The organism is Sphingobium rhizovicinum, from assembly GCF_042647625.1.
In the GTDB taxonomy this organism is placed as follows: Bacteria; Pseudomonadota; Alphaproteobacteria; order Sphingomonadales; family Sphingomonadaceae; genus Sphingobium; species Sphingobium rhizovicinum.
In genome coordinates this window covers 90574-106599 of sequence record NZ_JBHRVU010000002.1, presented here as the reverse complement: position 1 = coordinate 106599, position 16026 = coordinate 90574, and the positions used below count along the sequence as shown (strand labels likewise).

6 protein-coding genes are annotated in these 16026 nt (G+C 59.6%); all 6 read right to left on the bottom strand.

The annotated features are described in order from the left end of the window. Positions 1-72: 72 nt before the first annotated feature. A complete protein-coding gene (locus ACFOKF_RS00645; protein ID WP_380792286.1) occupies positions 73-5886 on the bottom strand; it encodes a DUF3320 domain-containing protein in 5814 nt (1937 codons plus the stop codon). A 126-nt stretch (positions 5887-6012) separates the two neighbouring features. Then, entirely contained in the window at positions 6013-6876 is an 864-nt protein-coding gene (locus tag ACFOKF_RS00640; protein ID WP_380792283.1) for a hypothetical protein, read from the bottom strand. Then, the gene (locus ACFOKF_RS00635; RefSeq protein WP_380792280.1) at positions 6873-8798 is read right to left on the bottom strand and encodes a BPTD_3080 family restriction endonuclease; all 1926 of its coding nucleotides are present in this window, start codon (positions 8796-8798) and stop codon (positions 6873-6875) included. Before ACFOKF_RS00635 ends, ACFOKF_RS00640 begins: the two co-directional genes overlap by 4 nt. Before the next feature lie 5 nt (positions 8799-8803). Further along, complete coding sequence (locus tag ACFOKF_RS00630; RefSeq protein ID WP_380792277.1) at positions 8804-12091, bottom strand: site-specific DNA-methyltransferase; 3288 nt, start codon at positions 12089-12091, stop codon at positions 8804-8806. A gap of 196 nt (positions 12092-12287) precedes the next feature. After that, positions 12288-14918, bottom strand: coding sequence for an AAA family ATPase (locus tag ACFOKF_RS00625; protein WP_380792274.1), 2631 nt, complete (start codon positions 14916-14918; stop codon positions 12288-12290). Further along, positions 14915-16024 (bottom strand): metallophosphoesterase family protein, encoded by a 1110-nt coding sequence (locus ACFOKF_RS00620; RefSeq protein WP_030091334.1) that lies wholly within the window; start codon positions 16022-16024, stop codon positions 14915-14917. The genes ACFOKF_RS00625 and ACFOKF_RS00620 overlap by 4 nt, the downstream gene beginning before the upstream one ends. Positions 16025-16026 lie beyond the last annotated feature (2 nt).

The following is a 16026-nucleotide window of genomic DNA, read 5'->3' as shown; positions in this document are numbered from 1 at the left end:
GGGTGCCCACGTTCGACGGCTGCCAGCTTTCTTGAACGGCTGCGATAACGCAGGGCGTTCACCAGCCTGAGATCAATTCTCGCGCGTCGCTTTTGCCATTGCGATAGCAGCTTCAAACCGCTTCCTCGTAGGCTCCCGCAATCGAGCCAAGCTGAAAGTCCGTGCAAAATGGGCAAGGACATCGGCTTCCGCCTTGCCTCTTCGGACAAGAGGCAAAGCTAGGCTCGCGAGTTCAATGAGAGGAATGTCTCGGTGAGATCGCCAATCTGATCGGGCCGGTCGATACGCAACCAACTGGCCAATATCCATCGTTTCGTGGAACACCACGTTCCGGCCATCTTCTTGCACCGATGAATGACGATCGGAAATTGCCTGTGTAACGATATCCTGAATAATCCGGCCTGCCCGCTCCTTTTTGTGAGCGCGGGCGATCCTTTCAATCAGGATGTCTTCATACATTGGCGCCTCGGCCTGAAGTGTGGCGTCGATCAGCCTTTCAAGTCTTGGCTTATACTCTGGCTGATAGATCTGTTCGACCTCTTCCAATGGAACAACCAGAGAGGCGATTTGGTATTCGGTGCCGATTTCGATTGCAGGAGGCGAATAACTTTTCTCGCCATCCTCGGGGCTGGAGGGGCGGACCACGGCGGCTTTGTCGACGGGCCCTGCCATATCGCCATCAGACAGGACATGCAGGCCGCGCCCTGCGCTCTTGACCAAGCCCTTTGAATGAAGCGAATTTCCACGAGAAGGGGAAAGGGCATTGTTTACCAGTTCTTCCCACTTTTCCTCGCCCGGGCGAAAGTTGGCGGGTGCCCGATCTGCGTCGGACAGAGCCAAGACGTCCACCAGCGCCTTCTTTAACTCACCATTGGACCAAACGCGTTTATCAGACATCAGATTGAGAATGGCGTTCTGAACCTGTGACTCGGTGACACGCGTCAAGTTCACATTGGAATCGGGCGCTTCGGCGACGCTGAGGACATCCGTTTTTTGAGCTGGCTCCGGCCAAGCATCAGCGGTTGCACCGCCATCAGCCGGTGATTGCTCTGCCGCAGGTGTAGACTCGGTGTCATCAGGCGAAGGAAGCCGCCAACTACGCAATTCCGTATGACGGCTTATCCATTCTTCGCCATCGTTGACCGGTTTAATTCCGCGCGCGGCAAGAAATGCGGTAACTTCATCAACTACGACCTGCCGATTGCGAACGAAACGCGAGGCAAAACAACGCCAGATCGTCCAACCGGCACGCTCAAGGATACGCTGGCGCATCATGTCATCTGGCCATTTGTCGGGCCCGTGGTAGCGATCCCCGTCGCATTCGATGGCAATGCGCTGGTCATTGTCACCCTCGACCACGAGATCGATTCTGAAGTTTCCGACACGGACCTGAGTGTTGACCCGGAAGCCGCGTTCGCAAAGCAAGTCGAACATTTCTCGCTCGAAGTCGGATTCGCACCGATCACGCCGATCCTTCAGGTCGGATGTTTCAGCCGGGTAGGGGCATCGAAAATGCTCCAGGAGGGATCGACGCAGCTGATCGCTCGTGCGCAGCTGATCCAGCTCAACGGAGCGAACAAGGTAGGTTCGATCTCGAGCCCGTGACAAGGCGACGTTGAAGCGCTGCTCATATCGATTGCCTGAGAGCGGGCTATCCTCCCGCTGCGCCACCAGCGAGACGAACATGATGTCCCGTTCATCACCCTGGAAAGCGGTCGGATCACCTACCCGAATTGTGTGGCGCTCCATCACCTCAGTTCCGAGGCGCTGCTCGATCTCCTTGTAAATGTGCGCGGCTTGGTTTTGACCCAGAAGTGTGGTGACGCCGATCGTTCGCTTCGACATCCTTTCGTCTTCCGCGATCGCCGCGATCTCGGAGACGATGAATTCCGCCTCGGGAACATTCACGTCTCCCTTGCGGAAGCCGTCTTCCACAAAAACGTCAATCAAAGGCGGATCCAGGCGTTCGGACGCCATCGGCAACCGCAGCGGCGTCAGCCGATGGCCGTAGAACTGGCCCTTTGAGAATTCGATGATCGGAGCGACGCAGCGGAAATGCTCCGTCAACATTATGGCGCCGCCGGCGAAAACGACCTTGCCGAGGTCGTATAGGGACTGCTCTTCCCGCAAGCAGGAACGATAATCCGCCACTTGGGCCGCGAGGTGCCTGCTGGCGAGCTCATCAGCGCGGGCCTGATCGCGCCCAACGAGCTCGGGGCTTACCTGCTTGTCATCGCCCACGATGAGGATCTTCTGGGCACGTAACAATGCTGGAAGAGCTGCCACGGTTGACTGCGAGGCTTCATCTACGATGACGACGTCAAACAGGCCAAGATCGGCAGGCAACGATTCCGACACCCGGTAGTGCGGCATGATCCAGCAAGGTAGAGCCCCCTTGGCGCGATCGGACGCCGCTCGTGCCTCCCGACGATATCGCCCTGCCCGTTTGCCGGTGCCTTTGCCGATCCTGCGAACCGCATCCGCATAGGCCGCCAAAGCAGCCTTCACGCCGTCGGTAGCCTTCCGGCTTAGCTCGAGCCAGGTCCGCAATTCGATCGAACGTTCGTAGGCGTCCTTAAGCAGGGCCTCCTTTTCGGCTCTCTCAGTGCCAAGTTCCTGCAAACGGGCATGACGATCAATGCGTGCAAGCCAAGTGCTAAGTCGCCTGAGCTTCCAGCGTTTGACCCAATCACCCGGGGTGAGGCTATCCTCCATGCCTTCGACCGGTTCGGAACGGAGCGACTCTGCCCAACGAGAGCCGCCCGATGCCGAAATGGCTGTGCAAACGGTCTGAATCGTTTCGAACGCCTCTGAAAGACCTTCGATGTGAGCAAGCCTGAGGGTCAGGTCTTGCCATTCCGAATGGAAGGCCTCGTTAGAGACATCCGGGTTGCCCAAAGCGCGCACTGCATAGTCCTGCAACTCGCGGGCAATGTCGCCACCAGCCGATGCTAGGGAAGCGATCAATCTGGAGCGTATGGCTTCGGCGCTCTCGAGCCGGTATTTCAACCGGTGCGTCTCGACCACTTCACACAGCTTGCCGGCGGACGGGCTACCCTCTGATACGGACAGAGCCCAGCCGGCAATGATCTCCCGCGCCCGGCCATCGACAAGCTGCTGTTGGGAGACAAGCGCGCCGACAGTCTCGAGGTGTTGTTGTTGTGCGCGCATGCGCTTCGCAATCGCGAGGCCATCCTGATCGATCTGGTCGCCCACGCCCAGCAAAACGAGATGGTTCCAGGCTTGGCGAAGCTTGCGCGAGCGTTTGATACCGTCGATGAACCGTTGAATCTCGAGCCATTCGTCCGCGTTTCGCGGCGCCTCGCCAAGCAACGTAACCTGCGCCAGCTTTGCCTTGACCTTCCCGGCGAAGAGACCACCTACAAAACCTAATGCCGCCTTGCCTTCGCAAAGCCTCTGCAAGGCCTCAAGCAGCTTTTCATCGTCGAGCGCGTCATCTGGCACATTGATGGGCCGGGTTAGGAAGTGGCTCCCTTCTAAGATAAGGTGGTCGATGTCTGGCTGGAGACGAGTAATCGCCACCAACATCTCTTGGTCCTCGCCGCTCCTAGCGTCGCGAATGGCGGCCGCCGTCCACGTATATGGTGCTGAAGCCACTTTCGTATCCAAGACGCCAAGCTCATCCAGCTCATGCGCCAGGCCGGCCAACTGGGCTTCGGCTTCCCCTTCCGATATTCGAAGGTTCGGCAATGTACCTGCGGCGATCTGTCGGCGCAGTTCTTCGGCCCGGGACAGATCGCGGTGAACGGGCAGCAGGCTGTCAATGGAAGGCAGGCTGGCCAATTTCGGGACGGGAACGCCCAGATAGCCGATGTCCTGTCCAACCTTCCGTCGCGCCTGCCTGAGCGCCACGATGTCGCTATCGTCGAAACGGGGAGCGTTTTCTGGATCGGCATCAACATCATCCGGCAACCAATTTGCCAGTTCAGGTTCGGCCACTACCATCCGTGCCGCCCGCACGGGTTCGATCGCTTCTCCGTCCAGCACGACGGGTGACACTGCCGTTCGTCCGATCGTATCGACTTCATTATCAATACGGGCAAGGCTGCGGTGCAGGTTGTCGATCTGATGATCGAGGTCAGATATCTGTCGCTCAAGCTCGTGGCGGCGCAGCCGCTGGAGCTTCTCGGCAATGATGTCGACCGATTCCTGAAACTGCTTCAGGCCGTCGCGGTCGCTGTCGAGTAGGCTGACCGCAAGCGGTCGCACCGCCTCAGGCAGCTTGTCGCGCAGGACACGCAACGCGGGTGCCTTTTGTGAGGTGACAAGCACCCGCTTGCCCAGCGCAAGGTAATGGCTGATGATGTTGGCGATCGTGTGCGTCTTGCCGGTGCCCGGCGGCCCCTGGACCACAACGCCCGGACGCACTTCGAGCCGTTGCACCACCTCGACCTGCTCGCGATTGAACGGTTTGGGGAAGAACAGATCCCTACCCGAGCCGTCTGATGAGGTGACGCCGGGAATGGTCGATATACCACGGAACTGCGGGTATTCGGGTTCTTCGATCGTATCGGACGGCTCGACCAATAGGGCGGCAACGGCGGCAGGTAGATTGGGGGCCTCCGCGCCGTCCAGTAGGGCCGCCCGGAAGCGCCGGAGATCTTCCATCAGCTGCGTCGCGCGCCGTTCGCGCTGAAAGAAGGCGAACGCGGTGCTGACCTGTAAATGCGTTTCGACTGAGGGTATCCGCCGCGCCCCGGCCGGATTAGCATCCGGCACATATATGCCATCTGGATCGAACAGGGCCGAGGCCTGGCGCAACACGGGCTCGAAGCTCTCGGGTGCGAAGGGCGAGAGCGCTACCTCGTCCAGTGCCGCCAGGAATCTTTCCGAGGCCGTGCGCCATTGGTCCAGCGCGTGCAGGCCCATCCGGTCGAGCGGATCAATCTCAAGGCCTGGATCTGCCTCAAGGCGTGGACGCGCTTCGATGCAATGGGTTTGCTCATCGAGTGAGAGCTCCAAGGTCATCGACAGTAGAGGGTAACGCAAACGCTGGCCGTTGCGGAACAGCGTTGCAAAGCCAATGCCGCATACCAGTTCGAGCGGAACGTCGCTGACCCCCTCCAACTGCTGGCGCAGCATATAAAGGGCGTTGTACAGCTTGATGGTCTCGCGGCGGGGTTTTTCGCGTTCTGCCCATAGTCTCCATGCCCCTTCTAGCCAGGCATGGAAGGCCGCCTCAACACTGTCTCGACGCTCATAATCGGACAAGGCGATGTGTTGCGGCGCTTCTTCCGCGTCAAGCAATTCGAGCTCGACAAGGCCGGCTGTGGCGATTTCCACCTTGAGTGACGGTATCGCTGCTACATCGTCGCGCAGGGATAGCCAGAGCGCCAGTTCTTGGTTCGGTGGCGCTGGCGGCGCGATCTTGGCGAGCCGTTCAACGCGCAACCAGACGGGATCATCCCCAGACCCCTGATCGAGCGACACGCCAGGCAGTCCGGCAACCTCATCTTCCGTCGCGACAAAGCCGCGATGGCTGCGATAATCGAGTTCGACCTTCAGTCGATCGCGCTCGGTGGCCTCCACATAGTCGATCAGGCTTATCAAACGAGCATGCGCGGCCGTCAGCTCCGGTCCATTCGCTGCGCGGGTGGCCATCACTTCATTTCCAACTTGCAAATCATCTTGCTCTTCTGACGAGAAGTCCTGAAAATTCTGCATATGGGCGTCGATGCGCTCGACAATTGAGCGCGCCAAGGGGTGACGGAAGCTGTGCAGTTCGCCTCTTATGAGGCCAAGACGCTCGTGATCATCGTAATGGAAATCGACAAGGTCTTCGATGGCGCGAAGATTGTCTTCAATTGCCATGGCGGCAGGCAGCCCCAAAGCCTGCATGGCAGCTATGATATCAAATCCGCTCATGGCGTCGCAGGTCCTTCCGGATTGAACCGGAAAAAGCAGGCGTGGATATCAATTACCCGCATCGAATGTAGGTTTGTGATAATTGAAAGCCCCCCACAAGATACCGTTATCGATTTCCAATCGTGTTCATTTGCCGTAACGTGCCACAATGTCGTGTATTTGGTTAGGATTGAAGGCGACATCCCAAGACCACTCGCCAAACCCACCGCTCGAATTTACCGCTTGAACCCACTCATCCAAGGCCTCTCGTTTGGCCTTATTCTGCTCGCTATCCGTTCCCTTGATCTCCAAGGCGAGCGTCTTTCCATTGGCCAGCCGGACGATGAAATCGGGAACGTATCGGCGGCGGGATCCCTGCCAGAGATAGTGTATCTGAAAACCAAGGTGATCGTTCTTGGCATAAGCAATTACGTCGTCGCGGCTTTCAAATACGTTTGCGGCATACTGCTCCCAAGCGGAGTCCCCTACGACATGGCTGATGTGTGACTTGCCAGTCGGCATGTTTGGCTTGGTCGTGTACCACGCGCGCATCTGGCCGGTGCTGCCAATGGGGTTCTCTTCATCGAATACCGGGGTCAACGCCGTGGTGTTCTGCTCGGTCACGAACCGGAGCACGTGCCGCACGATCAGGTCGATATTGAGCGCGATCAAAATGCGGCGGCGAACCGCATCGCTATGGAATAGCGACGGGATATCGATCTTGTCAGAGCGTAGGAAGGTTTCGACAAGCCGAATAAGCTGGAAGACAAGGTACTCCTCGTTGCCCTGGAAGTTAGTCTTGAGCTCGGCAAACGCCTTGCGCGCCGCCACGAATGTCAGCCGCTGAAGGCGGAACTCCTCCGGCAGAAGTGACAAATCGATGGCCGTCACTTTGCTCATGTCGGCTGCCCCGCCGAGCGCGGGAGCGATCTCGGCGCTAATGACGGTGGCAACCGGATCGAGCATCAACGGCTCGACCTTGGCCCAATCGACGGTGAGTTCCGGTTTCACGACGGACTCGATGCGAAGCACGTTCGGCCAACGCAGTTCCAAAGAAGCCCGGTCGGGCACCACGTCAATCTGAGTGCTGGGCTTGGGCGGCGGCGGGGCTTCCCCGCCCTCCCCGGCTCGTAGATCGAAAGCGGCACGCCGAACACGTTCACATATTCAGGAAGGAACAGCCCGTCATCGTCCTTGTCATAACCGACACGCCGAAGGCCGCGGCCGATGACCTGCTCGCACAGCAGCTGTGATGTAAAGGCGCGCAGACCCATGATGTGGGTGACATTCTTCGCGTCCCACCCCTCGGATAGCATGGCCACCGAAATGACCTTCTGGAGATTTTGGCCAGCACCGCCGCGCTTGCCGACATTATCAACGATCTCCCGCAGCAATTCTTCTTTCTTCATTCCCCGAAGCTGCTCCTTCCGTGTCTCCGGGATGGCAGCTTCGTCGATTACTTGCTCTAGGCGGGCCTCGTAGCCCTTGTCGGCCCCGGCAGTTTCCCCGACCTCGGCCTTCTCCATGACGCGGGAGTCCACCCGCAAGGTCTTGCCAGGGGCCTGAAGCTCCGGCCAGTGGCAATCGCCCTGATTGAAGAATTGCTCGATGCGCGCAGCCGTTTCGGTCCGGTTGCACACAGTGAGCATCACGGGCGGGGAATGGTGCTTGCTGTCCGCCCACTGCTTGGCTGTCGCGCGCCAGTCGGCACCAAGGATCGTATAGGCGTCCTTGACCAGCTTCGGCAGCGCCTCATGAGGTTCGGCCTTACGGTTCAGATCCTCTGCGACCGCCGGATCGCGATAGATGTGGTAGAGCTTGGAGCGCAACGTCTTGGCATCGGGCATAGCATCGTCCCGCACCACGACACGTGGCGTTTTCACGAGCCCTGCTTCAATCGCATCGTTAAGGCCAAAGTCGGAAACGATCCAATCGAATAGCGCGGTGTCGGTGCTGGCCTTGCCGGTCGGCGCGAAGGGCGTGGCGGACAGGTCGAAGCACCGCTGAATGCGGCGGGTCTTGTGCAGGCGGTCCAGCCCCTCGATCCAGCGAGTGGCCTCGTCAAGATCGATCCCGGCCTCTTCCGCCTGCTTCTTGCTGATCTTCACCTCGGCTGGCTTGCGATAGGCGTGGTGTGCCTCGTCATTGATGACGACGATATCCTTGAAGGCAGCGAGTTTGCCCAGGACGCGGCGGGTAAATGCCTCGTCGGTCTCTGCGCCCTTCTTGACGACCGAGCGTTTGGGTTCGGTGGCTGGCATTAGCGTGTGCCAGTTTTCGATCAGGACTTCGGCCTGATTCAGCTTTTGGCGCAGCGCTTCGGACGGGCACAGATTGAACTCGTCGTAGTAGCTGCCGGCGCTGGGGATCAGCACTTGGAGTCGCCCCTTCACCGTTAGGCCCGGGGCGACGATGAAGATGGCCCGGCTGAAATCCTTGTTCCGCTTCGGGTAGGTTAGCGCGTTCAGCACCTGCCACGTGATTATCATGGCCATCACCGTGGTCTTGCCCGCGCCCGTCGCCATCTTGTTGCACAGGCGCTGCCATGCCCCACCATCGCCGGGGACGTAGATGCCCTGCTTGTATTCCTCCGCGCCTTCGAGCCACCAAATCAGCGTTTCGATGGCCTCTAGCTGACAGAAGTAGAACGGGTATTCCCGCGCCGTGTTGTCATGCCAGTGTTCGAGCAAGCGGCGGGTGACGATGGTCACACCGGGATAACCGGCATCGCGCCATTGATCGACGCGCCCCCGGATCGTCTCGACGAGTTCGAGTTTCTCGGTCCGCCGGGTGTTGTTCCGGGCGTCGAACACCTCGTAGCTGGCGGGGCGGCGCTCCGGAATGATTTCCAACGTGCCATCCTGTTGCGGTGCCCAATGCTGCTGCGGGCAAACGAACGGCGTGTTGATGATGAGTGACTTGGGCTTGGTCACCGTCGTCACTCCAGGTTCATGATCTTGAGCGACTCGATGCCCCTGTCATCGACGATCTTGACCGCGACCCGGCGATGGTCCCCAGCTTCGAACGGCAGGGAAATGGTGCCGTGGAATTGCTCCAGCAAGTCCTCATCCAGTTCGGCGCGGATCGTCTTCTTCAGGCGGTTCCAGCCATCCTTGGCACCGGCCATCGGGAAGAAAACCTGATGCGGCATCAGGCTGCGCCCGTCATAGTCGGTATCGAGTGACCACATGGCGATCTTCGACTTGCCGCCAGACACTAATTTGCCTTCGCGGGGATCGAAATAATCAAAGCCATGGACCTCGACCTGCCAGTTGTCCCCTACCGACTTTAGTTCCACCTCGGGCTGACCCATGAGCCAGAACGACTGGTTGGATGAGCGGGCTTTCTTCAGGTCCTCGGTCAACAGGTCGGTGTTCATCTGGGCCTTGAGCAGGGTGACGCCGGGCCAGTTGGTTTCGTCGATATCCTTTGCCGCCTCCGGGTCAAAGGTGAACGCGCAGAACACCACGAACTTGGGTTTTGGCACGAGGGTCTGGGCATCCTCGATGGCCCGTTCGACCTGCTTCTGTTCAAGTGCGGCGTGTTCCGGGCCGAAGCTGACGACGACACGTTCTCCACTATCCAGCGCGCCGGACGCATGGAGGTGCTTTACGCCGGGGATGGCTTCAAGGTCCGTGAACTTCAGCATGGCACCACCCTTGGCGCGGATGCCAGTGCGGATCAGTTCGTCGCGCCATTGCGTTTGCCGAGATGTTTCCCCCGAACGTGCAACCGTTGCATCAGCTTCTGCTGGCGCGGCCGACTCGTCTAGCGAGAGCACCGTGGGTGCGGGCACTGCTTCGACAGAGAATGGACCGGTGATGCGCAACCGCGACTTATCAGGTTCCGGCTTGTCATAGAGGGCCTTTGGCTCGGCGTTGGCTGCTATGGCTCGGTCCATTTCGGCCTGCATTGAAATGCGGGCCGCGTGAAAGGCAGCGAAAGACTGTTCGGCCGATTTGGGCCAGCCCTCAGGGAAATCATGAGGCACCTCCCATTCGTGCAGCGTTTCGCCTTTTGTGAAGTCGATGTGCTTTCCCTTGCGATTGCCTTGCCAAGGTTTGAGCATCGGAGGCGGAAATTTCAGAAGGATATCATTAAGCTCTCGCAGCGAGAGTACAATAGCTGGGTGTTTTTCTTTATAGATCGTGTCGATATCAGGATTGTTTGCTATTCTTGCAGCCATGATATGCTCGGCGGTTTTGTAAACGAAGCCGCCTTTCAAACCTTCTTGGGGGTAGCGGAGGGTGTAGTAATCGAACGTAGCCGTCATCAACCGCTTCTTGGCGAGCGTGATTGCCACTCGGCTAGTGTCACAGGTAATCCAGCGACGGCCCCATTTCTCGGCAACGATAGCTGTTGTACCTGATCCGCAAGTCGGATCGAGTACCAAGTCGCCCGGTGCGGTGGTCATCAAAATGCACCGTTCAAGAATTTTTTCGTTAGTTTGAACAACGTAAATGGGATTTGAAGGGCCGCCAATACCGTCCCACCAATTGGACACCGCCTTCAAGCCGAAGTCCTCCGGATACCTTTTAACTGCAAGCTGCTTATCGCCGATGTGCAAACGGCCAGAAACCGCCAGACGTTTCATGCCAGAAAAACCGACACTACTCTCGGCGGCAGCTTTCCAACCAAGCCCTTTCTTGATTCCAGGGTCGAATGACATACCGCAATACTCATAGACTTTTGCCTGTGACGCCCCCGGATTTCCGCCGGTGGAGGGATCGGCTTTGAAGAGGCGGCTCCCCGGAAAATCGTTAGAAAAAGTGGCGAGATCATTGCGATAGCGCCCGGTTGGCACGCCGGCCTGCTTTTCAAGGCGGGCCAAGGTTGTGACCTCGCCGTTGGGCAGTTCTACATTTGCGAAGTCTGCCGTTATCTCTTCGTCCGTTTCCCGTCCGTCGTATATCTGGAAGTAAGTCATGCATGACTTGTCTTTTGCGACCCAGACAAGGTAGTCGTTAACCGGATCAACCTTTCCGCCCTTCTGACTACCCTTCTTCTTAATAAGAATCGTCACGACGTAGTTTTTAGGACCAAAAATCTCATCCGTCAGATTTCTGACAAGATGCAGATTGTCGTCGGAAATCTGAACAAAGAGACTGCCGGTGTCAGAGAGCAACTCTTTGGCAGCGTTCAACCTATCACGCAGGTACGTCAGGTAAGAATGAATCCCGAGTTCCCATGTGTCACGGAAAGCCTTGATCATTTCAGGTTCAGACGACAGGTCCTCGTCCTTATCCGTTCTTCCCATCGCCTTCTGCCCAGTAAAGGGCTGGAAGTTCGACCCATATTTGATGCCGTAGGGCGGGTCGATGTAGATCATCTGCACCTTGCCGGCCATCGACTCCTTGTGCAGCAGCGAGTTCATGACCAGCAGGCTGTCGCCCGCGATCAGCCGGTTCGACCAGCCCTTTTCGTGATGGTAGAAGTCCAGCGCTTGCCGGAGCGGCAGGTTCTCAAACGCGGCTGCAAACAGGTCCGCCTGTCGCCATGCCTCTCCCGCTTTTTCCCCCTTCAGCCGCTTGCGCGCATTGGCAAGGATCGTTGCCGGGTCCACTCGCTCGTGGACATGCAAGGACACGGTATCGACCGCGAAGCTCGTCCCCTCGGCCTTGCCCGCCCAGTTGAGGTACGGCTCCTGAAGTCGCTTCAGTTCGACCAGCGCATCGCGCATCGCGTCGGCATTGCCTGACGCCAGTGCATCGTCGATTAGCTTCTCCACTGCCCCACGCTGGCTGTCGAACATCAGTTCCGGGTCGAGGTGAGGATCGTATTTCCAAACCGACTTGGGCTCATCCGGATCGTTGTCGGGGTGAACCATGCCCACCTCGGGATTGTTCACGCGCGTATCGGTATGGCGATAGCTCAGCACCTGCGCCGGCCCATCCGCCTTGCGCGCCACCTTCTTCTTGCTGCTCGCCGCCTTGGGGGCTGAAGGGGCGGCAGGCTCCTGCGCGGTCAGCGCGAAACTGTCCCCATCTCCATCGTTGATCTCGTCCTCGTCGTCGTCGTCGAGCCCCAGCAGAAAAACAGACCCGCCACGGCCGCGGCCTTTGCCCAGCACGCCTTCCGCGATCAGCCCGTCTCGGATGCGCTGATAGGTTTCATCACTTAGGTCAGGCACTGTCTCGCGCATTACTGCAGCCAAAGCCAAATTGCCGACTGCAGACCCATCGTCTGGGACGATAGACAATAGAAGTTCGCGAAGAGAGGAGGTCATTTGATTTTTCCAAGTCAGTGAACTGCACGTGCAGATCGAAATTCGCTCATTTTCCTCGGTGATTATTTAAAACATAGCGCTGTTGTCGTTGGATCTGTCATGCTTCCCCCAATACCCCAACCAAATCGAATAGAACCAAATGGATAGATAGCGCCTTCGGCAATCCCATAAAGTGCGATCTCGCTTTTTTGCCACATCAGATCTGGACGCGCGTTGCATCAAGATGCCGAAATGCTCGATCGCGGCAGGTGAGCAGGATCACCTGCATACGCTGGGAGGCTTCCTCCAGGATCTCGGTCATCAGATCGAGCCGGCCGTCGTCGGAATAGACCAGTGGATCGTCGAGGATCAGCGAAACCGGCATGCCCTGCTCCAGCAGCATGTCGGCAAAGGCGAGGCGGGTGAGGACCGCCAGCTGCTCCTGCGTCCCCTTTGAGAGCGTTCCGCAGGCCTCGCTCAAGCCGGATCGCGTGACCGAGGCCAGACCGAGTTCTTCATCGAAGCTGAGGTCGGCGCCGGGGAAAAGGCGCTCGACATGAACGCGAGCGCGTTGGGCCACAGGGCCAACAAAGGTTCTGGATGCCTCAGCACGCGCCTCGTCCAGCACATCCTTGAGCATTTTGACCGTGGCCGCCTCTTCGTCGAGCCGAGCCAGCGCCTGTGTCGCGGCATCGGCTTCCTCGGCTGCAGCTGCGGCCAGGCTCGCCAGACCTTTGCCACCCTCGCTCTCAATGATCGCCTCAAGGCGGGCGATCTCCTTTTCGAGGTCGCTCCGCCGGGTTTGACCAGCCCTTGCCCGGCTATCGATCGTTTCGATCTTGCGGCTGATCGCCTGCACATCATGCGCGGTGGCGTCGCGCGTCGCTTCCGCCAATTTGACAGCGGCCTGGGCAACATCCTCCCGGGCTTTGGCGATGGCGTCGGCAAGCCCGGCAAAATCGGGCTTCCCTTCGAGCTGAGCGATGCGATCCGAGGCATGGGTCTGATCGCGCTCCGCGCCCGCCTGCGCGGCGGCAAGCGGGCGGTCCCTATCCTCTATTTCTCGCAGGTCCTGAACGGCTTGGTCGTGCAGGGTTTCAGCGCGCACCGCGGCAGTTTCCGCCTCTTCCAGGCTGCGGGTGAGCTGATCGATCGAGATCTCGTCTTCATCGGACGCCGGCGATTCCGCTGGAACACCGGCGACGAACAGCTTGAGAGCATCAGGGCCTGCCGCGAGATCCAACAGCGGCTGCGCCGGCGTGAGGCCTGTAATTTTGGTTTCGAGCAGTTGGACGGTCCCCTGCGCGTCGCGCGCAGTATCGTTTCGCGTCCGCGCCGCTGCGAGGTCGGCCACATCCCATTCGGCCAGTTCCAGTGCCTGTCGCTCGAGCAATTCGGCGAGGCGGGCTTCCGCACTGGCTGTCGTTGCCGGCGGACGGATGATGAGGATGCCGCCACCCAGGGCAATCTGCGTCTCGCCGGTCAAGGTGCGCGGGCTATTTGGTGTCAGGGGCTCGCCGCCTATGGTGATGCCCGTAGCGTCGCCCGTAAGCTCGATAGTGGTAGCGCCGGCATTGACGGCGGCCCGCGCTTCCGCGACAGCACGATCATTGGCCTCCAGGCGAGCGAACGCCTCAGCTGGAATGACCTGTGCGGCTTGATTGCGGGCATTGGCCAGTCGCTTTTCTAGATTTAGGAGTTCGGTGTGCCGCTGGTGTGCATCGGCGATCGCCGCGTGGCGCTGACGCCTAGCGAGACGTTCCTCCCCTTCGCTAAGCTCCTGGCGGGCTGCGGCGCGCTCATTACGCGCCTTGTCGAGCGCTGCCTTCGCGTCAGCGACTTTCGTGCGTCCCGCGTCCAGCTGATCTGCAAGCTGATCGCGATCGGCGGTGATTGCGGCCAAAGATTCATCAGCGGCCGTCAGCGCTTCCCTCGCTGCCTCGTGCTGAGCATGCAGATCGTCGAGGCGATCGAGGTTTGCAGAGAAATTCTCATGCTCGGCTTTGCGGGTCTCCAGGATCTGCGCAGCAGCCCTGGCGATCTCCAGAGACTGAACAAGACCGGCGCGCTGTTCTTGCTCGGTCTCGTCCGCCAGCTCCCGCTCGATAACTTTCAGTCGGCCGCGCGCGATTTCCAGCTCGCCGAAGCTCGTTTCGAGCGCATCGAGCCGCGTGGTCGCGTATGCAGCGGTTTGCCGCGCCTGCTGGTCACGATCCCGCGCCGCTTGCCAGCGTCCCTTCGACTGCGCCTTGCCAGTCGGCGTCCAGTAAATGTCATACTGCTCATCGATCCGCTTTCGGACGCGCTCATAGGCAGCGCCGCCGACGATCGTGCCGACCTCTGCCTCCAGCGTCGCCTGGATGCTGCTGCGCACGATGCTGCCGGGCGCCGTCACTTCGAGCGCCTGCGCCTGCGGAACCCAAAGCAGACCGAGCGCGCCATAGGTGGTCGGGTCACCACGCTGGCTACTATCCTTGACGAACCCTAGAAGCGCCTGCAGCCGATTTTCAGCGTCCTCGCCCTGCGCTCGACCCTGCGGCCCCGTGACTTCGACTTGGGGGCTTTTGAGAAAGCGCTTGGCGATTTTCCAGCTGTCGGTGCCAATATCGAAACTGACTTCGATTTCTGGCGCGACCGCCTCGCCATAAGGCGCAAAGCTTTGGGCGAGCTGATTCTTCGTGGCATGGCGGACGAAGAAAGCCGCACGCAGGGCCTCAAGGATCGTGGATTTCCCACTCTCGTTGGGCTCGATGATGATGTTGAGCCCCTCGCCCAGCCCTTCGATCGTCAGGGGCTCGCGGAACTTGCGAAAATTGTTGAGGCTGATCCGTCGCAGCTGGAGGCTCATGCTTGGCTCCCCCGATGATATTCGACAAAGAGCCGCTCCATCGCGCGCCGCGCCAAAATGGCTTCAGTCCCGCCGGCTGCGATTGTCTCGGTGAGTTTCTCAGCCGCTATGCCGAGCAATCCCTCGACCTTGAGATCCGCCAAGTCCTGCTCGCCCGGCCGGCCGACAAGATCGTCCGCCCGGACATCCAGGAAACGGAGGCGATGCCGCAGGTCATCTTCGAGCCGCGACAGGATCTCGACACGGTCGGCAAGGCTCGTGATGCCTGCAAGCGAAAGGCGCAGCAGCGTTGCCGCAGGATCGATAGCCGAGAGCAGCACGTCGCATTCCGCCGAAAAGGCGGCCGTGTCCTGCAAGGTCCAATCCCTGAGCAGCCATTGAAAACGGCCGGTGCGCACGGGTTCCACCTTTGGCTCCACTCCCGGCGCAAGCTCGATCATCAGGGCATGGCCCGGCTCATCGCGCTGAAAACCATCGGTTTCGGGGGTTCCGGCATACCAGGTGCGCGGATCGACCTTGAGCGTGCCATGCCAATCGCCGAGCGCCAGATAGTCGAGACTGGACCGCTTCGCGCGATCCGGCGCGATCTGGTTCTTGGTCTCGCCACGCGCGGTAAAATCGCGGATCGAACCATGAGCAAGGCCGATACGCAGCTTCGCGCCTGGCGTTTCCATGCTGTCGAACAGCTCGGTCGGATCGTCGAGATGGTGCCGGTGGAGGAGCGGTGCGGGTAGCAGCCAGAGCCCTGCTTCCATCTCCTGCGCGACGGGCTCGGTGAGCAGGATGATATTCTCCGAGGCTTTGTGACGGACGCGGTCCCACAGTCCGCCGTTGCGGGCATAGTCGTGATTGCCCGGGAGCAGCCACCAGCGGCAGGGATAGCGCTGCATGCGTGAGACTGCCTGGACGATGACCCTATCTTCGGGACCCTCGGTATCGAAGATATCGCCTGCGACAATCACATGTTCTACCTGGTTGGCGGCAGCGACCTCGCCGATCCGGTCGATGGCGTCGAAGCGCGCTTCGCCAAGCGCCGCGCGCACCTCGGGCTCGAACCGGCCGAAGGGTTTGCCGAGCTGCCAGTCAGCGGTGTGGAGGAAACGCATGG

Bases quoted from the DNA above. Each gene is read 5' to 3' on its own strand.
- ACFOKF_RS00620 (WP_030091334.1), bottom strand. From the start codon at position 16,024: ATGCGTTTCCTCCACACCGCTGACTGGCAGCTCGGCAAACCCTTCGGC.
- ACFOKF_RS00630 (WP_380792277.1), bottom strand. From the start codon at position 12,091: ATGACCTCCTCTCTTCGCGAACTTCTATTGTCTATCGTCCCAGACGAT.
- ACFOKF_RS00625 (WP_380792274.1), bottom strand. From the start codon at position 14,918: ATGAGCCTCCAGCTGCGACGGATCAGCCTCAACAATTTTCGCAAGTTC.
- ACFOKF_RS00645 (WP_380792286.1), bottom strand. From the start codon at position 5,886: ATGAGCGGATTTGATATCATAGCTGCCATGCAGGCTTTGGGGCTGCCT.